The sequence below is a fragment of the Pseudomonas sp. 8209 genome (assembly GCF_028682105.1).
GTDB lineage: Bacteria > Pseudomonadota > Gammaproteobacteria > Pseudomonadales > Pseudomonadaceae > Aquipseudomonas > Aquipseudomonas palmensis.
The window spans coordinates 85,988-107,663 of the sequence record NZ_JANIAH010000013.1 but is presented as its reverse complement, the minus strand read 5'-3'; the positions used below and the strand labels follow the sequence as shown (position 1 = coordinate 107,663).

At 65.6% G+C, this 21,676-nt stretch carries 21 protein-coding genes; 9 read left to right on the top strand and 12 right to left on the bottom strand.

Annotated features, from left to right (window positions below; all coding sequences use genetic code 11):
* Positions 1-2 precede the first annotated feature (2 nt).
* The 4 genes from pqqC to NP552_RS24235 are packed head-to-tail and all read left to right on the top strand — an operon-like array spanning position 3 to position 3,963.
* Complete coding sequence (gene pqqC / locus NP552_RS24250; RefSeq protein ID WP_054915971.1) at positions 3-758, top strand: pyrroloquinoline-quinone synthase PqqC; 756 nt, start codon at positions 3-5, stop codon at positions 756-758.
* Positions 755-1,030, top strand: coding sequence for a pyrroloquinoline quinone biosynthesis peptide chaperone PqqD (gene pqqD, locus NP552_RS24245; RefSeq protein ID WP_043863692.1), 276 nt, complete (start codon positions 755-757; stop codon positions 1,028-1,030). Before pqqC ends, pqqD begins: the two co-directional genes overlap by 4 nt.
* The gene (gene pqqE, locus NP552_RS24240; protein ID WP_274097231.1) at positions 1,002-2,162 is read left to right on the top strand and encodes a pyrroloquinoline quinone biosynthesis protein PqqE; all 1,161 of its coding nucleotides are present in this window, start codon (positions 1,002-1,004) and stop codon (positions 2,160-2,162) included. The genes pqqD and pqqE overlap by 29 nt, the downstream gene beginning before the upstream one ends.
* Entirely contained in the window at positions 2,128-3,963 is a 1,836-nt protein-coding gene (locus NP552_RS24235; RefSeq protein WP_274097230.1) for a S9 family peptidase, read from the top strand. The genes pqqE and NP552_RS24235 overlap by 35 nt, the downstream gene beginning before the upstream one ends.
* A 97-nt stretch (positions 3,964-4,060) precedes the next feature.
* Here NP552_RS24235 and NP552_RS24230 read toward each other — a convergent pair whose 3' ends face one another.
* The 3 genes from NP552_RS24230 to NP552_RS24220 all read right to left on the bottom strand — a co-directional run bounded on the left by NP552_RS24230 (position 4,061) and on the right by NP552_RS24220 (position 6,349).
* On the bottom strand, positions 4,061-4,219 hold the full coding sequence (locus NP552_RS24230) for a YqaE/Pmp3 family membrane protein (protein WP_011063854.1): 159 nt from the start codon (positions 4,217-4,219) through the stop codon (positions 4,061-4,063).
* 163 nt (positions 4,220-4,382) lie between these two features.
* The gene (locus tag NP552_RS24225) at positions 4,383-5,654 is read right to left on the bottom strand and encodes an aspartate aminotransferase family protein (RefSeq protein WP_043863689.1); all 1,272 of its coding nucleotides are present in this window, start codon (positions 5,652-5,654) and stop codon (positions 4,383-4,385) included.
* Positions 5,651-6,349, bottom strand: coding sequence for an MOSC domain-containing protein (locus NP552_RS24220; RefSeq protein ID WP_058541823.1), 699 nt, complete (start codon positions 6,347-6,349; stop codon positions 5,651-5,653). The genes NP552_RS24225 and NP552_RS24220 overlap by 4 nt, the downstream gene beginning before the upstream one ends.
* A gap of 102 nt (positions 6,350-6,451) precedes the next feature.
* Between NP552_RS24220 and NP552_RS24215 the strand changes: the two genes are divergently transcribed.
* The gene (locus tag NP552_RS24215) at positions 6,452-7,372 is read left to right on the top strand and encodes a LysR family transcriptional regulator (protein WP_043863687.1); all 921 of its coding nucleotides are present in this window, start codon (positions 6,452-6,454) and stop codon (positions 7,370-7,372) included.
* Positions 7,373-7,601: 229 nt separating this feature from the next.
* On the opposite strand, the gene NP552_RS24210 is transcribed toward NP552_RS24215, so the two are convergent.
* The 9 genes from NP552_RS24210 to bioB all read right to left on the bottom strand — a co-directional run bounded on the left by NP552_RS24210 (position 7,602) and on the right by bioB (position 17,936).
* Complete coding sequence (locus tag NP552_RS24210; protein WP_054915975.1) at positions 7,602-9,380, bottom strand: acyl-CoA dehydrogenase C-terminal domain-containing protein; 1,779 nt, start codon at positions 9,378-9,380, stop codon at positions 7,602-7,604.
* Positions 9,381-9,502: 122 nt separating this feature from the next.
* Positions 9,503-10,786, bottom strand: a complete 1,284-nt coding sequence (locus tag NP552_RS24205; protein WP_043863685.1) for a GGDEF domain-containing protein — start codon at positions 10,784-10,786, stop codon at positions 9,503-9,505.
* Between the two features lie 198 nt (positions 10,787-10,984).
* A complete protein-coding gene (locus NP552_RS24200) occupies positions 10,985-12,790 on the bottom strand; it encodes a phenylacyl-CoA dehydrogenase (protein ID WP_043863684.1) in 1,806 nt (601 codons plus the stop codon).
* 268 nt (positions 12,791-13,058) lie between these two features.
* Complete coding sequence (locus NP552_RS24195; protein ID WP_043863683.1) at positions 13,059-13,355, bottom strand: hypothetical protein; 297 nt, start codon at positions 13,353-13,355, stop codon at positions 13,059-13,061.
* Between the two features lie 119 nt (positions 13,356-13,474).
* A complete protein-coding gene (bioD, locus tag NP552_RS24190) occupies positions 13,475-14,155 on the bottom strand; it encodes a dethiobiotin synthase (protein ID WP_043863682.1) in 681 nt (226 codons plus the stop codon).
* 1 nt (position 14,156) lies between these two features.
* Positions 14,157-14,981, bottom strand: coding sequence for a malonyl-ACP O-methyltransferase BioC (bioC, locus tag NP552_RS24185; protein ID WP_274097229.1), 825 nt, complete (start codon positions 14,979-14,981; stop codon positions 14,157-14,159).
* Positions 14,974-15,705, bottom strand: coding sequence for an alpha/beta fold hydrolase (locus tag NP552_RS24180; RefSeq protein WP_196931977.1), 732 nt, complete (start codon positions 15,703-15,705; stop codon positions 14,974-14,976). The genes bioC and NP552_RS24180 overlap by 8 nt, the downstream gene beginning before the upstream one ends.
* The gene (gene bioF / locus NP552_RS24175) at positions 15,698-16,870 is read right to left on the bottom strand and encodes an 8-amino-7-oxononanoate synthase (RefSeq protein WP_274097228.1); all 1,173 of its coding nucleotides are present in this window, start codon (positions 16,868-16,870) and stop codon (positions 15,698-15,700) included. The genes NP552_RS24180 and bioF overlap by 8 nt, the downstream gene beginning before the upstream one ends.
* A 7-nt stretch (positions 16,871-16,877) precedes the next feature.
* The gene (gene bioB / locus NP552_RS24170) at positions 16,878-17,936 is read right to left on the bottom strand and encodes a biotin synthase BioB (protein ID WP_043863678.1); all 1,059 of its coding nucleotides are present in this window, start codon (positions 17,934-17,936) and stop codon (positions 16,878-16,880) included.
* Positions 17,937-18,025: 89 nt separating this feature from the next.
* Between bioB and NP552_RS24165 the strand changes: the two genes are divergently transcribed.
* From NP552_RS24165 to rarD, 4 genes are all read left to right on the top strand, one after another.
* Entirely contained in the window at positions 18,026-18,763 is a 738-nt protein-coding gene (locus NP552_RS24165) for a ComF family protein (protein WP_274097227.1), read from the top strand.
* Positions 18,764-18,822: 59 nt separating this feature from the next.
* Positions 18,823-19,578, top strand: a complete 756-nt coding sequence (locus NP552_RS24160; protein WP_274097226.1) for a TOBE domain-containing protein — start codon at positions 18,823-18,825, stop codon at positions 19,576-19,578.
* 166 nt (positions 19,579-19,744) lie between these two features.
* The gene (locus NP552_RS24155) at positions 19,745-20,719 is read left to right on the top strand and encodes a serine/threonine protein kinase (RefSeq protein ID WP_274097225.1); all 975 of its coding nucleotides are present in this window, start codon (positions 19,745-19,747) and stop codon (positions 20,717-20,719) included.
* 63 nt (positions 20,720-20,782) lie between these two features.
* Positions 20,783-21,670 carry an EamA family transporter RarD gene (rarD, locus tag NP552_RS24150; protein WP_054915981.1) on the top strand — a complete coding sequence of 296 codons (888 nt, stop codon included), beginning with the start codon at positions 20,783-20,785 and terminating at the stop codon, positions 21,668-21,670.
* The last annotated feature ends 6 nt before the right edge of the window (positions 21,671-21,676 follow it).

Sequence of the window (21,676 nt, the reverse complement as noted above, 5' to 3'; positions counted from 1 at the left end):
CCATGAGCGAAGCCGTACCGCTTTCCCCCGCCGCGTTCGAGCAGGCCTTGCGCGCCAAGGGCGCCTACTACCACATCCATCACCCCTACCACGTGGCCATGTATGAAGGCCGCGCCAGCCGCGAGCAGATCCAGGGCTGGGTCGCCAACCGCTTCTACTACCAGGTCAACATCCCGATGAAGGATGCGGCGATCCTGGCCAACTGCCCGGACCGCGAGATCCGCCGTGAGTGGATCCAGCGCCTGCTCGACCACGACGGCGCCCCCGGCGAAGACGGCGGCATCGAAGCCTGGCTGCGCCTGGGCCAGGCCGTGGGCCTGGACCCCGACCAGCTACGCTCGCAGGAGCTGGTGCTGCCCGGCGTGCGCTTCGCGGTCGACGCCTACGTCAACTTCGCCCGCCGTGCCAGCTGGCAGGAAGCGGCCAGCAGCTCGCTGACCGAACTGTTCGCCCCGCAGATCCACCAGTCACGCCTGGACAGCTGGCCACAGCACTATCCCTGGATCGACCCGGCCGGCTACGAGTACTTCCGCACCCGCCTGGGCCAGGCCCGGCGCGATGTGGAGCATGGCCTGAGCATCACCCTGCAGCACTACACCACGGTGCAGGGTCAACAACGCATGCTGGAGATTCTTCAGTTCAAGCTCGATATTCTGTGGAGCATGCTCGACGCCATGAGCATGGCCTATGAACTGAACCGCCCGCCCTACCACAGCGTCACCAGCGAGCGGGTGTGGCACAAGGGGATCACCTTATGAGTTTCGACCGTTCGAAGACGCCGCACTGGCGCCCCGGCTACCGCTTCCAGTACGAACCGGCGCAGAAGGGCCATGTGCTGCTCTACCCCGAAGGCATGATCAAGCTCAACGAAAGCGCCGCGCTGATCGGCGGGCTGATCGACGGCAAGCGCGATGTGGCCGCGATCATTGCCGAGCTGGACGTTCAATTCCCCGGTGTACCCGAACTCGGTGACGACATCGAGCAATTCATGGAGGTCGCCCGTGAGCAACACTGGATCGTCCTTGAGTGAGGTACCGGCCAAGCCCGCAGCCGGCCTGCCGCTGTGGCTGCTGGCCGAGCTGACCTACCGCTGCCCGCTGCAATGCCCGTACTGCTCCAACCCGCTGGACTTCGCCGAGCAGGGCAAGGAGTTGAGCACCGAGCAGTGGTTCAAGGTGATGGCCGAGGCGCGTGAAATGGGCGCCGCGCAGCTGGGCTTTTCCGGCGGCGAGCCACTGGTGCGCCAGGACCTGGCCGAGCTGATCGGCGAGGGGCGCCGCCTGGGCTACTACACCAACCTGATCACCTCCGGCATCGGCCTGACCGAACAGAAGATCGCCGACTTCAAGCGCGCCGGGCTGGACCACATCCAGATCAGCTTCCAGGCCAGCGACGAACAGGTCAACAACCTGCTGGCCGGCTCGAAGAAAGCCTTCGCGCAGAAGCTGGAGATGGCGCGCGCGGTCAAGGCCCACGGCTACCCGATGGTGCTGAACTTCGTCACCCACCGGCACAACATCGACAAGATCGACCGCATCATCGAGCTGTGCATCGCCCTGGAAGCCGACTTCGTCGAGCTCGCCACGTGCCAGTTCTACGGCTGGGCCAAGCTCAACCGCGCCGGCCTGCTGCCCACCCGCGCGCAGCTGGAGCGCGCCGAACGCATCACCAACGAATACCGCGAGAAACTGCAGGCTGCGGGCAACCCGTGCAAGCTGATCTTCGTCACCCCCGACTACTATGAAGAGCGGCCCAAGGGCTGCATGAACGGCTGGGGCAGCATCTTCCTCACCGTCACCCCGGACGGCACCGCACTGCCGTGCCATGGCGCACGCCAGTTGCCGGTACAATTCCCCAACGTGCGCGAACACAGCATGCAGCACATATGGTATGACTCGTTCGGCTTCAATCGTTTTCGCGGTTACGACTGGATGCCCGAGCCGTGCCGCTCCTGCGACGAGAAAGAAAAGGACTTCGGCGGCTGCCGCTGCCAGGCCTTCATGCTGACCGGCGACGCCAGCAATGCCGACCCGGTTTGCGCCAAATCGGCGGACCACGGGATCATCCTCGCTGCTCGGGAGGAGGCCGAAACCGCCACCCAGACCATCGACCAGATGACCTTCCGCAATGATCGAAACTCTCGTCTCATCGCCCGCGGCTGAGCGTTTCAGCGCACAACAGGCGGTTGCCGCCGGCACCGACTACGCCGAACTCAAGCGCAGCCCGCTGGGGCTGTTCTGGAACGAGTTTCGCCCCCAGGACGGTGGTTGCCGCATCTGGCAGTGGCGTGACGGCCAGGCCCGCTGCCTGACTCCCGATGGCTTCAGCGTGCGCAGCCGCGTCTACGAGTATGGCGGCGGCGGTTTCTGCCTGAGCGACGACGGGCTGGTGTTCGTCAACGAAGCCGACCAGCAGCTCTACAGCCAGGGGCTCGGCGGCGGGCAGCCGCAGCCGCTGACCCACGGCCCGTGCCGCTACGGTGACCTGCGCTGGGGCGCCGGCCAGGTGCTGGCGGTTGAAGAAGACGCCGATGTGCACCGGCTGGTATCGATCGCCGCCGGCACCCGCACGGTACTGGCCGAAGGCGCCGACTTCTATGCCGCTCCCACCCTCAGCGCCGACGGCCAGCGCCTGGCCTGGATCGAATGGAGCCGCCCGCACCAACCCTGGACTGCCACCCGCCTGCTGTGCGCCGAACGCCGCGATGCACACACCTGGGAAGCGCCGCGCTGCATCGCCGGCAGCGAGGCGCAACCGGAATCGCTGCAGCAGCCGCGCTTCGATGCCGACGGTCGCCTGTACTGCCTGTCGGATCGTGACGGCTACTGGCAACCCTGGGGCGAAACCCCGCAGGGCTGGGCAGCACTGCCGGCCGAGCGCGCCGACCATGCTGGCGCACCGTGGCAACTGGGCGCCAGCACCTGGCTGCCCCTGGACGGCGGCGGGTATCTGGCGAGCTGGTTCGAGGGCGGCTTCAGCCGCCTGGGCGTGCATCATGCCGATGGCACCCTGGAAGACTTCAGTGACGTCTACACCCGCTTTCGCTGCCTGGAGATCGACGACCGGTACCTGTATGCCATCGCCGCCTCTGCCATCAGCACGCCCGCCGTCATCGCCATCGACCGCCGCAGCCATGCCGTTCAGGTGCTGGCCGGCGGTGCGATGCCCTTGCCCAGCGAACAGGTCAGCCAACCGCGCAGCATCACCTACCCCAGCGGCGATGCCCAGGCGCACGCCTTCTTCTACCCGGCCATGAATGGTGTCGAGGCGCCGCCGCTGGTGGTGTTCGTGCATGGCGGACCGACCTCGGCGTGCTTCCCGGTGCTCGACCCGCGCATCCAGTACTGGACCCAGCGCGGCTTTGCCGTGGCCGACCTCAACTACCGTGGCAGCAGCGGCTATGGCCGCGCCTATCGCCAGGCCCTGCACCTGCGCTGGGGCGAAGTGGACGTGCAGGATGCCTGCGCGGTGGTCGACTTCCTGGCAGGGCAAGGGTTGATCGACCCGACGCAGGCGTTCATCCGCGGGGGCAGCGCCGGGGGCTACACCACGCTGTGTGCGCTGGCGTTCCAGAATGTGTTCCGTGGCGGGGCGAGCCTGTACGGGGTCAGCGACCCGCTGGCGCTGACGCGCGCCACGCACAAGTTCGAAGGCGATTACCTGGACTGGCTGATCGGCGACCCGCAGCAGGATGTGCAGCGTTATCAGGCGCGCACGCCACTGCTGCATGCCGCGCAGATCAAGGTGCCGGTGATTTTCTTCCAGGGCGAACTGGATGCGGTGGTGGTACCGGAGCAGACCCGTTCGATGCTGGCGGCGCTGAAGGCCAATGGGGTGCGTGCCGAAGGGCATTTCTACCCGACCGAGCGGCACGGGTTCCGGACGGCAGCGAACCTGGCGCATGCGCTGGAAGAAGAGTGGAAGTTCTACCGGGAGGTTCTGTCACGGCCATTGCCATTGTAGGAGCCAGCCTTGCTGGCGAATGTCCCAGCGCGGTCTGAACCGTACAGGCCCATTCGCCGGCAACGCCGGCTCCTACAGGCGATGGCCGCGACGCGGTCTAGCGCTTGGCGATGATGTACACCGCGTGCACGATCCCCGGAATGTAACCGCACAAGGTGAGCAGGATGTTCAGCCAGAAGGCGCCACCAAAACCCACCTGCAGGAACACGCCCAGCGGCGGCAACAGAATGGCGAAGATAATTCGGATCAGGTCCATCGGGCAGCTCCTTGTCTAAAGTCCTAACTACAGACTGCAAGCACCCCCCACTGGTTCAAATAGCCATCCCCCATAAAAAAACGCCCCAGGCCAAAAGGATCAGGCCCGGGGCGATGCGCAGGAACGCGAGACGGTTCGTTGAATTTGGTACGGCGCTACCGGGTCAGGCACGCCGCTGGTTGAGTTGCGCCGTGTGCACACGGGCAAAGGCACGCGCCAGGCGCAGCAGCATTTCGTCGATGTTGCCCCGGCTGACGGTCAGCGCCGGCGAAAAGCGCAGCACATTGGCCTGCGCCGCATTGAGCAGCAGCCCTTCCTGCAGCGCCGCCTTGACCAGGGCCGCGGCCGAGTCGTCGCTCAGCTCCAGGCCCCACAGCAAGCCCTGGCCGCGCACCTCGCCCTGGCCATAACGCCCCGCCAGGTGGCTCAGGCCATCACGCAGGTGCCGCCCCGACGCCTGCACCTGCTCCATGAAGCCCGGTTCCAGCACGGCATCGAGAATCGCCAGGCCCGCCGCACTCATCAGTGCATTGCCATGGTGACTGCCTTCCAGCTCGCCGGCCTCGGCGCAGCAGGCCGTACCCCGCGCCAGCAGGGCGGCCAGCGGCACACCGCCGCCCAGGCCCTTGCCCAGGGTGATGATGTCGGCGCGCACGCCGTAGGTCTGCTCGGCCAGCAGCGCGCCGCAACGGCCCACGCCGGTCTGCACCTCATCCAGGATCAGCAGGATGCCCAGTTCGCGGCACAGGCGCTCGACACCCTTGAGGTACTGCTGGGTGGCCGGGATCACCCCGGCCTCGCCCTGGATCGGCTCGAGCATGATCGCCACGGTACGCGAGTCCACTGCTGCATGCAGCGCGGCCAGATCGTTGAACGGCACCTTGCTGAAACCCGGCAGGCCCGGCTCGCAGCGGTTGCACGCCGACGGGTCGGAGGCCGACAGCGCCCCCAGGCTGCGCCCGTGGCAGCTCTGGCGCGCAGTGATGATGTGGTAGGCGCCATTGCGATGCAGCTGGCCCCACTTGCGCGCCAGCTTGATCGCACCTTCGCAGGCTTCGGCACCACTGTTGAGCAGGTAGGCCTGATCACTGCCGGTGCTCTGGCACAGGCGGTTGACCAGGCTCAACAGGCCACGGTTATGAAAGCCGGCGCCGGGGTTGATCAATGCCTGGGCCTGGCTGCTCAGTGCCTGCACCAGCGCCTTGGGGCTGTGCCCGAGGCTGTTCACCGCGCAACCCTGGGTGAAATCCAGATAGGCGCGGCCTTCGTTGTCCCACAGCCATGAACCCTGGCCGCGCACGAACACCTGTGGCGCACGCTCGGTGGCCGGCATCAGGCATTCCCGCGACAGCTGCTCGGCCTGGGCCAGTGCCACCGGCGCCGGTGCCTGCTCGGCAGCGCGCGCCGCCTGGCGACGCAGATTGAACAGGTTCATGCGCGCAGCCCTTCCAGCGGCAGGCCAAGCAGGCGCGCGGCCCAGTCCTCGACCTGGCCGCTGCGCAGGCGCTTGATCGCGATGTCGCGCCAGCGTGACGAGAGGGCCGGACAATCCACCAGCTTTTTCAAACCCGCATGCTCCAGAGGTTCACGGTAAAAAGTATGCAGTGCCCAGGCCACGGTCAGGCCCGGATAGCTGCGTTGTATCAGTTCGAACGGCTCGTCGGCGCTGACGAAGCCAGGCTTGAGCACCCGGTAGAACCAGCCGCAGCGCAGCGCGTCCTGCGCCTGTTGCGGCAGGTTCGGCAAGCCCCAGCGATGGCTCAGGCGGTAGCACGGCGAGCGCGGCTGGCTGACCTGCAGCAGCGCCCCGCCCCAGCGGAACATGTCGCCCAGGCAGACGTGCTCTTCGGTAAGGCCGCGGGTCGAGAGGTTTTCGCCAAAACCCGGCGCGCACCAGTCGATCTGTGGATAACGTCGCCGCCACCAGGCGTAGTGCTCGGCCGGATAGTGGTGCAAGGCCCGCTCGGGGCCGGTATGGAAGCGCGGGTCGCCGTGTTCGTCGCTGCCCAGCCCCTGTGGCCATAACCACAGCCTTCTTGCAACCTGTTCCTTATCGATATCGGTGAGTAACCCATAACCGACATTTTTTGCCTTGCCTATGTAAACGCCATCCACATACACGGTATTCATCGCGCCTTCTGGCCCTGTAAACCTTGTGAATACGGGATAGACTAGGCTTCTCGCGGGCCTTCGGCCATTTCGTTTTTCGAGCTTTTTTGATAAGTATTGCTTATGGATTTTCGCCAACTGCGTTATTTCGTCGCGGTGTATGAAGAAGGCCATGTGGGCCGGGCCGCCGAACGCCTTTCACTGTCGCAGCCAGCGCTGTCGCAGCAGATCCGCCAGCTCGAGCACAGCCTCGATGTGAGCCTGTTCGAACGGGGCAACAAGCGCCTGTTGCCAACCCTGGCCGCACACACACTGTACAACCACGCCCTGCCCCTGCTCGACGGCCTGCAACGCGCCCGCGAGGCGTTGCGCAACTTCCGCGGGCAGGCCTTGCGGACCCTGGCCATCGGCGTGCTGCAGACGGTACGGCCGAGCCTGGTGCCGCAACTGCTCGACCGCCTGCGCAAGGCGCAACCACACCTGGTGGTGCAGATCTACGAACTGTCGGGGCTGGAGATCGAACGGCGCCTGCTCAACGGCACCCTGGACATCGGCATCAGCTACCTGCCGCCGCGCCAGCCGGGCCTTCACGGCCTGCTGCTGTACGAAGACGAGCTGCAACTGGTGATCCCGCACACGCACCCGCTGCGCGAATTCAAGAAGGTCTCGCTCAAGCAGGCCGCCGAACTGCCCATGCTGATGCTGGGCGAAGAGTTCCAGGTACGCCAGATCTGGCAGGCGCAACTGGCCAACCTCGGGCGCCGCCCGCAGGTGCAGGCCGAGATGAACAACATGGGCGGGATTCTCGACAGCCTGGCGCATACCTCGCTGGCAACCGTGTTGCCGGGGCGTGCGCGCGACGCCACGGACGATCCAGAGCTGCTCTGGAAGCCGCTGAGCGAGCCGCGGGTGCCACTGAAGGTAGGCCTGGTGTTTCGCGATGCGCAGCGCCAGCAGGCGTCGGTGGAGTTGCTGCGCAATCTGCTGGAGGAAGAGATCGACCCTCGCCAGATCGGCGGTTCACCTCTGGATGTGCTCGGCTAGAAAAAACCCGGGCAAAAGAAAACCCCGCCGAAGCGGGGTTTTGCAGACTGTTTCCCTGACATCCTTTTCGTCCCGCCGTCCTGGCAGGAAATCCTTCCGTGTCCCTGTTATGTACTGTGCGCATCCTGCGCGACGTCCATGAGGTGAAGATTAGCTGTGGATCCAATCTTACGGAAGAGGCCAAACGTCACCACGTCATGTAAGCAAATGCTTACATGACGCCGTCAGATCAAAACTGTTCCGCGTCGAGCAGGTACAACGACTCGCTGCCCGCCTTCACCGAAGCGCTGAGCGAGTGAATACGCGGCAGCAGGCGAGCGAAGTAGAAGCGTGCGGTGCCCAGTTTGCTGGCGTAGAAGTCGTCCTCACCCTGTTTGGCCAGGGCCGTGCGGGCCATCAGTGCCCACATGTAGGCATAGGCGGTGTAGCCGAAGGCGTGCAGGTACTCCACCGACGCCGCGCCGATTTCGTTGGGGTTCGCCTTGGCGCGGTCGAGCACCCAGGCGGTCAGGTCGTCGAGGCTGTCCAGCGCCGTCTCCAGCGGTTTGACGAACTCGCCCAGCGCCGTGTCGGCGGTGGCGATGAAATGGCGGATCTCGTCGGCGAACAGCTTGTAGAACGCCCCGCCGCTGCCCACCACCTTGCGGCCCATCAGGTCCAGGGCCTGGATGCCGTTGGTGCCTTCGTAGATCTGGGTGATGCGCACGTCGCGCACCAGTTGCTCCTGGCCCCACTCGCGAATGTAGCCATGGCCGCCAAACACCTGCTGGCCATGCACGGTCACTTCCAGGCCCAGGTCGGTGAGAAACGCCTTGGACACCGGCGTCAGCAGCGCCACCAGGTCTTCGGCGCGCTTGCGGGCCTCGCGGTCTTCGCTGAACTTGGCGGTATCGAGCTGCATCGCAACATAGGTGGAGAAAGCCCGGCCGCCTTCGTTCAGTGCCTTCATGGTCAGCAGCATGCGCCGCACGTCGGGGTGCACGATGATCGGGTCGGCAGTCTTGTCCTTGGCCTGGGGCCCGGTAGGTGCACGGCTCTGCAGGCGGTCGCGGGCGTATTCGATGGCGTTCTGGTAGGAACGCTCGGCCGATGCCAGGCCCTGGATGCCGACCCCCAGACGCTCGTAGTTCATCATGGTGAACATCGCTGCCAGGCCCTTGTTCGGCTCGCCGACCAGGTAGCCCACGGCGCTGTCGAAGTTCATCACGCAGGTGGCCGAGGCCTGGATGCCCATCTTGTGCTCGATGGAGCCACAGGTGGCCGGGTTGCGCTCGCCCAGGCTGCCATCGGGGTTGACCAGGAACTTGGGCACCAGGAACAGCGAGATGCCCTTGGGCCCGGCCGGGGCGTCAGGCAGCTTGGCCAGCACCAGATGGATGATGTTCTCGGTCAGGTCGTGTTCGCCGCCGGTGATGAAGATCTTGGTGCCGGTGACCTTGTAGCTGCCGTCGGCCTGCGGCTCGGCGCGGGTACGGATGATGCCAAGGTCGGTACCGGCGTGGGGCTCGGTCAGGCACATGGAGCCGGCCCAGACCCCGGCGTACATGTTGGGCAGGTACCGCGTCTTGAGCTCTTCGCTGGCATGGGCGTTGATCGACAGGCAGGCACCGGCGGTCAGCATCGGGTACAGGCCGAAGGCCAGGCTCGAGGAGTTGACCATCTCTTCGACCTGGGCAGAGATCACCTTGGGCATGCCCATGCCGCCATAGGCAGGGTCGCCGCCCACGCCCACCCAGCCGCCATCGGCGTAGGTGCGGTAGGCATCGATGAAGCCGGCCGGGGTGCGCACGGCGCCGTTGTCCCAATGGCAGCCCTCTTCGTCGGCGCTGCGGCTCAGCGGAGCGATGCGCTGGCTGGTGACCTTGCCGGCTTCCTCGAGCACCGCCAGTGCGGTTTCTTCGTCGACCGCCTCGGCCAGCCCGGGCAGTTGTGCCCACAGCCGGGATACTTCGAAGACTTCGTTGAGGACGAAGCGCATATCGCGCAGGGGCGCTTTATAGTCAGCCATGGCAACCTCTCACACCTTGAGTCGGGACGGCCCCGCAGGGCCGCTACACAGTTGCGAGCCAGTGTAACCTAACAACTTTTGTGACACATAGGGTCATCTGGCGACCATATGGTCACTTCTGGTCACGCCGTGCGCACCGCTCCACGCTTGCTCTGGTGGCCGTAGGTCATGGTGCAGTTACGCCCCGCTCCCTTGGCACTGTACAGCGCCTGGTCGGCCGACTTGAGCACCTCATCGGGGCTGCGGTGCTCGGGCAGGCGCTCGGCGGCACCGATGCTGATGGTCACCGACACGCTGCTGGCCCCGGCCGCCCCACGGCGTTGTCGCCCCTGCTGGTCGTCCTGGGGGCGGCTGTCCTGGTTGCGCAGCTGGATATTGTAGTTGGCGATCACCTCGCGCACCGCCTCCAGGTGCGGCAGGCATTCCTCGATGGTCTTGGCCGCGAACACCAGGGCGAATTCCTCGCCGCCATAGCGGTAGGCGCGGCCCCCGCCGGTGACCTTGGACAGTTTGCTGGCCACCAGGCGCAGCACCTGGTCGCCCACGTCGTGCCCGTGGGTATCGTTGAATTTCTTGAAGTGGTCGACGTCGGTCATCGCCAGCACATAGTTGCGCCCCAGACGCTGCATGCGCTCGTTGAGCGCGCGGCGCCCCGGCAGGCCGGTGAGCTCGTCGCGAAACGCCATCTGGTAGGCCTCGTGGGAGACCGCGGCGGCGATCATCAGCATCACCTGGCTGCACATGATGTTCAGGGTGAAGGGCAGGATGAAGGTCTGCGGCAGCATCCAGAAGATCCCCATCAGACCGATCACCTGCGCCGCATGCAGCGGGCGCGGTTCGCGCAGGTACTGCACCACCAGCAGGATGAAGGCGAGCAGAAACACCGGGTAGGCCAGCTGGATCAGGCTCATCCACTGACCGTGCAGCGCCGGCCAGCGGATTTCCGCGAGCCAGTTGAGCAGCGCCTGCGGGTAGCTCTGCTCCAGCCCCAGCGCCGTGCTGCCGACCGCCAGCAGCACGGCAAAGCGCGCCACCATGTCCTGGAACAGGTGCGTGCGCTCCTGCCAGGCGCCGTACAGCGCAAACAGGATGGGTAGCAACAGGCACACCAGGTGGAACACCACGGCGGCGTCCTGGCGTACCACGCCATTGTCGCGGTAGTAGTCGGTCTGGGTGTCGAGCAGGAAGTAGGCGATATACACCGTGACCATCAGGAACAGTTCACGCTGACGGCGGTAGACCGTGCAGTAGGCCCCGCCCAGCAGCAGCACCAGGGTTGGCAGCACGTTGAACAGCGAGGTGAAGAAGACGTTGAGGTCTCTGACATAAGCAGCGGCGAGCCCAGACACCAGCAGGAACAGTGACGGCAGAAAATGGCTCAGTCGTACAGCGGATAAACGAAACAAGGGAATCTCCGACCCGGCAGATCAAGTAATGGCATTGTGCCTTTAATGTGTCGGCAGCGCACATGAATAGATGAATATGCCGGCAGCACTTGTAACGGCAGGGTAGGAGCAGGGCTTAGCACGTATTCGTTTCAGGTTCTGACTAGCGCATAAAAAAACCCGCCGGTAAGGGCGGGCTTTCTTGCTTCAGGCGATGACTCAGTACGAGAGGCCGAAGTGCTCTTCGTTCATGTCCATCAGGTTGCTCGCGCCCGACAGCATGGTTTCCACATGCGTGCGGGTCCGCGGCAGGATGCGCTGGAAGTAGAAGCGAGCGGTCTGCAGCTTGGCGGTGTAGAACGCCTCTTCGCTGGTGCCGGCAGCCAGTTTCTCGGCGGCCAGGCGCGCCATGTCGGCCCAGAAGTAGGCCAGGCAGGCGTAACCGGAGTACATCAGGTAGTCCACCGAGGCGGCACCGACTTCTTCGCGGTCCTTCATAGCGGCCATGCCGACCTTCATGGTCAGTTCGCCCCACTCCTTGTTCAACTTGGCCAATGGCGCGACGAACTCGCTGATGGCCTCGTTGCCTTCGTTGTTCTGGACGAACTTGTGCACGATCTTGGTGAAGCCCTTGAGCGCCTCGCCCTGGGTCATCAGCACCTTGCGGCCCAGCAGGTCCAGCGCCTGGATGCCGGTGGTGCCTTCGTACAGCATCGAGATGCGGCTGTCGCGAACGTTCTGCTCCATGCCCCACTCGGCGATGAAGCCGTGGCCGCCGTAGATCTGCACGCCGTGGTTGGCCGACTCGAAGCCGACTTCGGTCATGAACGCCTTGGCGATCGGGGTCATGAAGGCCAGCAGTGCGTCGGCCTTCTTCTTCTCTTCTTCGTCCTGGCTGTACTTGACGATGTCGACCTGCTTGGCGGTGAAGTACACCATCGCGCGGTTGCCTTCGGCGAAGGCTTTCATGGTCAGCAGCATGCGACGCACGTCCGGGTGGACGATGATCGGGTCAGCCGCCTTGTCCGGCGCCTTGGGGCCGGTCAGCGAACGCATCTGCAGGCGGTCGCGGGCATACTTCAGGCCACCCTGGAACGCCACTTCGGCGTGGGCCAGGCCTTGCAGCGCGGTACCCAGGCGAGCGGTGTTCATGAAGGTGAACATGCAGTTCAGGCCCTTGTTGGCCGGGCCGATCAGGTAGCCGGTGGCGGCGTCGAAGTTCATCACGCAGGTGGCGTTGCCGTGGATGCCCATCTTGTGTTCGATGGAGCCACAGGAAACGGCGTTGCGCTCGCCCACACCGCCTTCGGCGGTCGGCAGGAACTTGGGCACGATGAACAGCGAGATGCCTTTGGTGCCGGCCGGTGCATCGGGCAGGCGCGCCAGCACGATGTGCACGATGTTGTCGGCCATGTCGTGTTCACCGGCCGAGATGAAGATCTTGGTGCCGGTGACCTTGTAGGAACCGTCGGCCTGAGGTTCGGCCTTGGTGCGCAGCATGCCCAGGTCGGTACCGCAGTGCGGTTCGGTCAGGCACATGGTGCCGGTCCATTCGCCGGATACCAGCTTGGTCAGGTAGGTGTTCTGCTGCTCGGCGGTGCCGTGCTCGGAGATGGTGTTCATCGCGCCGTGCGACAGGCCCGGGTACATGCCCCACGACCAGTTCGACTCGCCGACCATTTCGCTGACCGCCAGGCCCAGCGACTCGGGCAGACCCTGGCCGCCGTGATCGACGTCATGGGCCAGGCTCGGCCAGCCGCCTTCGACGAACTGCTTGTAGGCTTCCTTGAAGCCGGTGGGGGTCTTAACGCCCGACTCGCTCCAGGTGCAGCCTTCCAGGTCGCCCACACGGTTCAGCGGGGCCAATACCTGTTCACAAAACTTGGCGCCTTCCTCGAGGATCGCATCGACCATGTCGGGGGTGGCGTCCTGGCAAGCCGGCAGGCTCTGATAGTGCGCTTCGTAGCCCAGCAGTTCATCGCGAACGAAACGAATATCACGCAAGGGGGCTTTGTAATCAGGCATAGCGATGAACCTCTGCTGATGGATCCTTGAATAGGGAGACCGCGACATACACCGACCAGCTCTAGGCGGCTTTCGGTCAAACAGTTGTTTGAAACATACGTTTACGCCGAAACCTTGTCAAGCACCCCCATGAGGGCATTTCTGCCATGGCAGGCTACGCTCCGGCCCCGCTCGCCAGAACGCAGGCACGACAAGGCGCCCGGCCTTGGGCCAGGGCGTCGAGTCAGGATGTAGGGGTAAAACCGGGAAGATGCGAGGGCCGGCTGGCTCAGGCGTAGGTATCGATCAGCGTGCCGAGCATTTCGTCGGAGGCCTTGGCCACTTTGACACCCAGCTCGACCTGATGCTTGCCCAGGGCAAGTTCGACGGTGCTGGTAGCCAGGTCCATCTGCTGGCTGCGGTCGACCGAGCGCAGGCGTTCGGCCTGGTAGTCGCTGGACTGGCTGGTGGCAGCACGTTCGACAGTGGTGTTGGCGATCTGGCTGGCGGCCTGATCGACGCGGTTCTGGCCGCTCTGAATGGCGCCCAGGCCGGCATAGAATGCGGAACTGCCCGAGATTTCCATTTCAAACTCTCCAGGTGACGGAAGGCACAGATGACATCAATGGCCCCTATTGAAGCAGACAACCCGGCAAAAGGCCCGTCAAAAACACTAATGGCACAGTGCCCTTCAATAGACTCAGCCTAGTCGAGCAAATCCAGCTGCAGGTATGCGGCCACCGCCTCGGCGCTGGCCACCTTGAGTTTTGGCACCCGGCCCAGGCAGGGGGCTGGCAGGCGTTCGGCAAGCGAAGCCAGGTTCTCCTCCAGGCGCGAGGTGCGCGGCTCGATGATGTTCGCCACCCAGCCGGCCAGTTGCAGGCCATCGCGGGCAATCGCCTCGGCACTGAGCAGCGCATGGTTGATGCAACCCAGGCGCACGCCTACCACCAGGATCACCGGCAGCTTGAGGGCAATCGCCAGGTCCGACAGATTGGCCTGATCGGACAACGGCACCCGCCAGCCACCCGCCCCTTCGATCAGGGTGAAATCGGCGTTGTGCGCCAGCACCGTGCGCATCGGCGCCAGCAACGCCTGCACGCTCAGCGCAACACCTGCCTCGCGGGCCGCCAGGTGCGGGGCGATGGCGGGCTCGAAGGCAAAAGGGTTGAGCTGCGCATAGGGCAGCGTGAGGCTGCTTTGTGCGATCAGGGCCAGTGCATCGGCGTTGCGCAGGCCCTTGGGGGTCACCTCGCAGCCCGACGCTACCGGCTTGGCCCCAAGGGTACTCAGGCCGGCCAGACGTGCCGCATGCAGCAGGCCGGCGGCAATGGTGGTCTTGCCCACATCGGTATCGGTGCCGGCGATGAAATAGGCAGCATGCATCTCAATCCCCCTGGTGCTGCGGCTTGTGCAGTACCGCATAGACTACCTGATAGGTGGCGGGCAGTCCCTGCGGCTGGCGAAAGCGCTCGTAGGCCTGCAGCAGGCCCTGCATGCGTGCCCTGCCGGTCAGGCCGGCGGGGCGACCGGGGTTGAGGTTGTGTGCGCCCAGCGCCTTGAGCTCATGGGTCAGGCTGCGCACATCGGGGTAATGCAGTACATGGGGCCGGGCCTCCAGCCCGAGCACCTGCAGCCCGCTGTCGGCACACAGACGCTGGTAGTGCGCCAGAGGGCGGAAGCGATTGACGTGCACCAGACCGTCCACCGCCTGCCAGCTTTCACGCAGCTCGAACAGCGTGCCCACGCACAGGCTGGCGAACGCCAGCACGCCCCCAGGCTGTAGAACCCGCTGCGCTTCACGCAGTACCGCAGCCAGGTCGGCGCACCACTGCACCGCCAGGCTGGAGAAGATCAGCCCGGCGCTGCCATCACGCAGTGGCAGACGCTCGGCATCGCCCGCCACATGGTAATGCGCGCCCCCCAGCTCACGGGCATGCAGCAGCATGCCTTCGGCGATATCCACCGCCACACCCAGCCCTTGTGGATAACGTTGCTGCAAGTGCCGGCTGAAATGCCCGGTGCCACTGCCCAGATCGATCCAGCAACGCGGTTGCAAATCGGCGGGCAGCTGCGCCAGCAGATGAGCGCCCACAGCCCGCTGCAACGCGGCGACACTGTCGTAGCTGGCCGCAGCACGGGAAAACGAGGCCGCCACCTGGCGCTTGTCGGGCAAGGCGCCGGGCAGCCTGGGCAGGGAAAGATCAGTCATCGCCACTCTCGTGCAGGAAGGTCTTGATAAAGGTCGCCAACGCCTGGGCGTGCTCCAGCAGGAAGGCGTGGGCGCTGTCCTCGACAATGCCCACCTCGACGTCCTGCAGCAGCTCGAACAGCGCCTTGGCCGCCTCGACCGGCACCAGCGCGTCGCTGCCTGCGAACAGGTGCAACTGCGGGCCGCCGAAGTTGCTCAGCGCAGCCCGGGTATCGAGTTGCCGCAATACCTCCAGGCCCGTGGCCAGGTACAGCGGGTCGGTTGCCGGCACCCCCACCTCCAGCAACCGCGCCAGGCTGCGCGGCGCCTGGGCGCCCTGGCTGCACAGCGACTTGAAGCGCTTGAGCGTCACTTGCGTATGGCTACGGCAACCGTCGAGAAAGGTATTGAAGGTGTCGGTCGGCATGCCATGGGGCCAGTCCGCACGGGCCACGAAGCTGGCGTTGCTGCCCAGCGTCACCAGCCCGCAGCAGTGATCGCCGCGTCGCGCCGCCAGCTCGGCGGCGAGCATGCCGCCCAGCGACCAGCCTCCCAGCCAGGTGTCGGTAGGCAGCGTGCGGTCCAGGTGATCCAGCCATACAGGCACGTCACTGCCATCCAGCTCCGGCAGAGGCATCAGCTCCACGTGCAGCTTGGCATCCAGGGCGCGCAAGCTCGCGGCCAGCGGCTCCAGTGCAGCGGTACCCAGGCCCCAGCCCGGCAACAGAATCAGTCGATCACGCATCAGCAGGCTCCAGCAGCGAATGACACTCGGCCAATGCATTCAACAATAGCTGTACCTGCGCGGCGCTGTGGGCGGCGGTCAGGGTCACGCGCAGCCGGGCACTGCCGGCCGGCACCGTCGGTGGACGGATCGCCGTGACCATCAGCCCGCGCTCGCGCAACATCGCCGACAGCCGCATGGCCCTTGCGGCATCGCCGATCAGAATCGGCTGGATCGGCGTGAAACTGTCCATCAGGTGCAGGCCGATCTGCTCGGCGCCCTGACGGAACTGGCGGATCAGCGCCGCCAGGTGCTCCCGGCGCCAGTGCTCGTCACGCAGCAGTTGCAGGCTCCTGAGCGTGGCGCAGGCCAGGGCCGGTGGCTGGCTGGTGGTATAGATGTACGGGCGGGCGAACTGGATCAGGCACTCGATCAGTTCCTCACTGCCGGCGACGAACGCACCGGCGGTACCGAAGGCCTTGCCCAGGGTGCCGACCAGCACCGGTACCTGCCCCATGTCCAGGCCGAAATGCTCCACCACGCCACCGCCGTGGCGGCCCAGGGTGCCGAAGCCATGGGCATCGTCGACCATCAGCCAGGCGCCCCTGGCCCGCGCCTGGGCAGCCAGTGCCGGCAGGTCGGCGATGTCGCCGTCCATGCTGAACACGCCATCGGTGACCACCAGCGCATTGCCGGTGGCCTTGTCCAGGCGCTTGCCGAGGCTGTCGGCATCGTTGTGCAGGTAGCGGCTGAAGCGCGCACCACTGAGCAACCCGCCATCCAGCAGCGAAGCATGGTTGAGGCGATCCTGCAGCACGCTGTCGCCCTGCCCCACCAGCGCGGTCAACGCACCCAGGTTGGCCAGGTAGCCGGTGGTGAACAGCAGCGCGCGCGGGCGACCGGTAAACTCGGCCAGGGCCAGTTCCAGTTCATGGTGCGGCGAGCTGTGGCCGATCACCAGGTGCGACGCCCCGCCGCCCACGCCCCAACGCTCAGCGCCGGCACGCCAGGCGTCGATCACCTCGGGGTGGTTGGCCAGGCCCAGGTAGTCGTTGCTGCAAAACGCCAGCAACGGCGTGCCGTCCACCATCACCTGCGGCCCCTGCGGGCTCTGCAGCAGGGGGCGCTGGCGATACAGCGCCGCAGCGCGCCGTTGTTCCAGGCGCGCACTCAGATCAAAGCTCATGGCGACCTCAGGCGGAGGCGGCGTCGTAGAACAGCTCGCTGCTCTTCTGCTCGATCAGCGCCTGCTCGATGGCCGCCTGGTGCACCTCGTCGGCGTGCTCTTCGCGCGCTTCGGGCTGGATGCCCAGGCGCGCGAACAGTTGCATGTCCTTGTCGGCCTGCGGGTTGGCGGTGGTCAGCAGCTTCTCGCCGTAGAAGATCGAGTTGGCCCCGGCGAAGAAGGCCAGTGCCTGCATCTGTTCGTTCATCGCCTCGCGCCCGGCCGACAGGCGCACATGGGACTGCGGCATGAGGATGCGCGCCACTGCCAGCATGCGGATGAAGTCGAACGGGTCGACGTCTTCGGCATTCTCGAGCGGCGTGCCCGCCACCTTCACCAGCATGTTGATCGGCACCGATTCGGGGTGCTCCGGGAGGTTGGCCAGCTGGATCAGCAGCCCGGCGCGGTCGTCCAGCGATTCGCCCATGCCCAGGATCCCCCCCGAACAGATCTTCATCCCGGCATCGCGCACATAAGCCAGGGTCTGCAGGCGCTCGCCGTAGGTGCGGGTGGTGATGATGCTGCCGTAGAACTCCGGCGAGGTGTCCAGGTTGTGGTTGTAGTAGTCCAGGCCGGCCTGGGCCAGGGCCACGGTCTGCTCCTGGTCGAGCTTGCCCAGGGTCATGCAGGTTTCCAGGCCCAGGGCCTTGACCCCTTTGACCATCTGCAGCACGTAGGGCATGTCCTTGGCCGACGGGTGCTTCCACGCCGCGCCCATGCAGAAGCGCGTGGAGCCGATGGCCTTGGCCCGGGCGGCCTCCTCCAGCACCTTCTGCACCTCCATCAGCTTCTGTTTTTCCAGGCCGGTGTTGTAGTGGCCGGACTGCGGACAATATTTGCAATCTTCCGGGCAGGCGCCGGTCTTGATCGACAGCAGGGTCGAGACCTGAACGCGGTTGGCGTCGAAATGCGCGCGGTGAACGGTCTGCGCCTGAAACAGCAGGTCGTTGAACGGTAGCTGGAACAGTGCTTTGACTTCGGCCAGGGACCAGTCGTGACGAAGCGTTGCAGTTGTGCTGGCGCTCATGGGTGTTTCCTTGTTTAGGCTTGTACTGGCGCCGGGACAGGAAAGCCCGCCAGCGCATCACGGATAGCTCGCATAGTTAAGGAAGCGCCATGCACTGTCAACCACACCTTAAACAACTGGTTTACAACTGGCTAAATATCAACCAAGCATGTTTGCTGTGCGATGAACCTGCCCAGCAGTCACACCCCATTTGCGTGGCCTGCGAAGCCGAACTGCCCTGGCTGGAAGAATGCTGTCGAACCTGCGCGCTGCCCTTGCCGATGCGGGGCCTGACCTGCGGCCAGTGCAGCCGCCGCCCACCCGCCTTCACCCGGGTCGAGGCGCCCTGGCACTACGGCTTCCCGGTGGATGCACTGATCACCCGCTTCAAGCACCAGCGCCAGTGGCCGCTGGGCCGATTGCTGGCGCAACTGCTGGGCAACTGGCTTGCCTACCGCTTTGCCGAAGACCTGCCGCGGCCCGGCCTGCTGTTGCCGGTACCGCTGGCGCGCCGGCGCCTGCGCGAACGCGGCTTCAACCAGGCTGCGATGCTTGCCCAGTGGTTGGCCGGGCAGTTGGAGATCGCCTGCGAGCCACGTCTGCTCCAACGCCCGCAAGAAACGGCGGCCCAGCAGGGGCTGACGGCCAAGGCGCGCAAGCGCAACCTGCGCCACGCCTTTGCCCTGGCCGATTCGGCGGCGATCAGGGGGCAGCATGTGGCGATCGTCGACGATGTGCTCACCACCGGCGCCACTGCGCAGGCATTGGCCAGCCTGTTGCGGGCGGCGGGTGCCCCGCGGGTGGACGTATACTGCCTGGCACGCACGCCCAAGCCCGGCGGCGCTTGACTTGCGCCGGGGCGGCGGGCACTTTCTGGGCCATCCCTGCCCCGACTGCGTGCCCGCCCATGTCCCTGCCTGCCCTGTTGACCCAACATATCGTCCGTCGCCCGCAACGCATCGCCCTGCTTGCCCACATCGCCGAGCAGGGGTCGATCACCCGGGCGGCCAAGAGCGCCGGCATCAGCTACAAGGCCGCGTGGGATGCCATCGACGAGCTCAACAACCTGGCCGCCAGCCCGCTGGTAGAACGCAGCGTGGGCGGGCGCGGGGGCGGTGGGGCGAAACTGTCGCTGGAGGGGCAGCGGGTGTTGCGCCTGTACCAGAAGCTGCAACTGTTGCAGGCGCAGGTGCTGGAAGCGGCCGAAGACTCCGACGATCTCGACCTGCTCGGGCGCCTGATGCTGCGCACCAGTGCGCGCAATCAGTTGCATGGGCGGGTCAGCGCCATTCGCGCGCAGGGCCGCATCGACACCGTGGAGCTGACCCTGGCCGGGGGGCTGCGCATCGAGGCGCAGATCACCCATGACAGCACCTTGCGCCTGGAGCTGGAACCGGGCACGCCAGTGGTGGCGCTGATCAAGGCCGGCTGGCTGGAGGTGGCGATGCCCGGGCCGGCGCAGGTCAACCAGTTGAGCGCCGTGGTACAGGAACTGATCGATGACCCGCAAGGGACTACCGAGGTGCGCCTGAGCCTGAGCAACGGCCAGACGCTGTGCGCATTTGCCGAGCCGCAGTGGCTGCTGGACAACCGGGTGGTGGTAGGCAGTGAAGTGGCAGTGCGGTTTTCGCCGGCGTATGTGCTGCTGGGTACGCCGCTCTAGATTATTGGGGCTGCTGCACAGCCCATCGCGGGTCAAGCCCGCTCCCACAGGTTCAGCGATTTCCTTGTGGGAGCGGGCTTGACCCGCGATGGGGCATGCAGCGTCCCCGGGGTGCTGTACCATGGCTCTCATACGCCCGGCCACCCGTCGCGCTGCAGGAGCTCCCATGTCACACCCCTTCGATACCCTTACCCCCGACCTGGTCCTGGACGCTGTCGAAAGCATCGGCTTTCTCAGCGACGCTCGTGTTCTGGCACTCAACAGCTACGAGAACCGTGTCTACCAGGTGGGCATCGAAGACGCCGAACCGCTGATCGTCAAATTCTATCGCCCCGGCCGCTGGAGCAACGCGGCGATTCTCGAGGAGCACGCCTTCACCGCCGAACTGGCCGACTGCGAAGTCCCCGTGGTCGCCCCGCTGGTGCACAACGACCAGAGCCTGTTCGAGCATGCAGGCTTTCGCTTCACACTGTTCCCGCGCCGTGGCGGCCGCGCGCCGGAGCCGGGCAACCTCGACCAGCTGTACCGCCTCGGCCAGTTGCTCGGTCGCCTGCACGCGGTCGGCGCCACGCGCCCGTTCGAACACCGTGAAGCGCTGGGCGTGGCCAACTTCGGTCACGCCTCCCTCGCCACCCTGCTCGAAGGCAACTTCGTGCCGCGCAGCCTGCTGCCGGCCTACGAGTCGGTGGCCCGCGACCTGCTCAAGCGCGTGGAGGACGCCTACGCCCGCACCCCGTACAAGAGCATCCGCCTGCACGGCGACTGCCACCCCGGCAACATGATGTGCCGCGATGAGGTGTTCCACATCGTCGACCTGGACGACTGCCGCATGGGCCCCGCCGTGCAGGACCTGTGGATGATGCTCGCCGGCGATCGTCACGAGCGCCTGGGCCAGCTGGCCGAACTGATGGATGGCTACAACGAGTTCCATGATTTCGACCCCCGCGAACTGGCCCTGATCGAACCGCTGCGCGCCCTGCGCCAGCTGCACTACAGCGCCTGGCTGGCGCGCCGCTGGGACGACCCGGCGTTCCCGCGCAGCTTCCCGTGGTTTGGCAGCGAACGCTACTGGGGCGACCAGGTCCTGGCCCTGCGTGAGCAGACCGCCGCACTGGCCGAAGAGCCGCTGAAATTGTTCTAGAACCTGCTGCCAGTCTGTCTACAATAGCCGGGTTTTAGATAGCTGCCTAAGCAAGGAATCAGCATGCAAGCCGCCAACCCGCGCCGCGGGTACATACTGGGCCTGACCGCCTACATCATCTGGGGCTTGTTCCCCATCTATTTCAAAGCCCTGCAGAACGTGCCCGCCGTGGAAATCATCGTGCATCGGGTGCTGTGGTCGGCCCTGTTCGGCTCGATCCTGCTGCTGTTCTGGAAGCACCCGGGCTGGTGGCGCGAACTGCGCGACAACCCGCGGCGCCTGGCCATCCTGGCCCTGAGCGGATCGCTGATCGCGGGCAACTGGCTGACCTATGTGTGGTCGGTGAACAACGGGCGCATGCTAGAGGCGAGCCTGGGTTACTACATCAACCCGCTGGTCAACGTGCTGCTGGGCATGTTGCTGCTGGGCGAGCGTCTGCGCCGCCTGCAGTGGGTGGCGGTAGGCCTGGCGGCAGTGGGGGTGGCGCAGCAGGTGTGGCAGGTGGGCAGCCTGCCATGGGTGTCGCTGGTACTGGCGCTGAGCTTCGGCTTCTACGGGCTGATCCGCAAGCAGGCGCCGGTGGCGGCGTTGCCGGGGCTGGTGGTGGAAACCTGGATGCTGGTACCGCTGGCCATCGGCTGGCTGCTGCTCAACCCCATGGCCCACAGCGCCCAGGCCAGCTTCTACAGCACCAGCGACGCGCTGTGGCTGGCCGCCGCCGGGCCCGTCACGCTGATACCGCTGGTGTGCTTCAACGCCGCCGCGCGGCATCTGCCTTACACCACTCTGGGCTTTCTGCAGTACCTGGCGCCGACCCTGGTGCTGCTGCAGGCGGTGCTGCTGTTCGACGAACATCTGTCGAGCAGCACCCTGGTGGCGTTCATGTTCATCTGGGCCGGCCTGGCACTGTACAGCGTGGATGCCTGGCTGAGCATTCGCCGGCGCACCTGAGCGCTA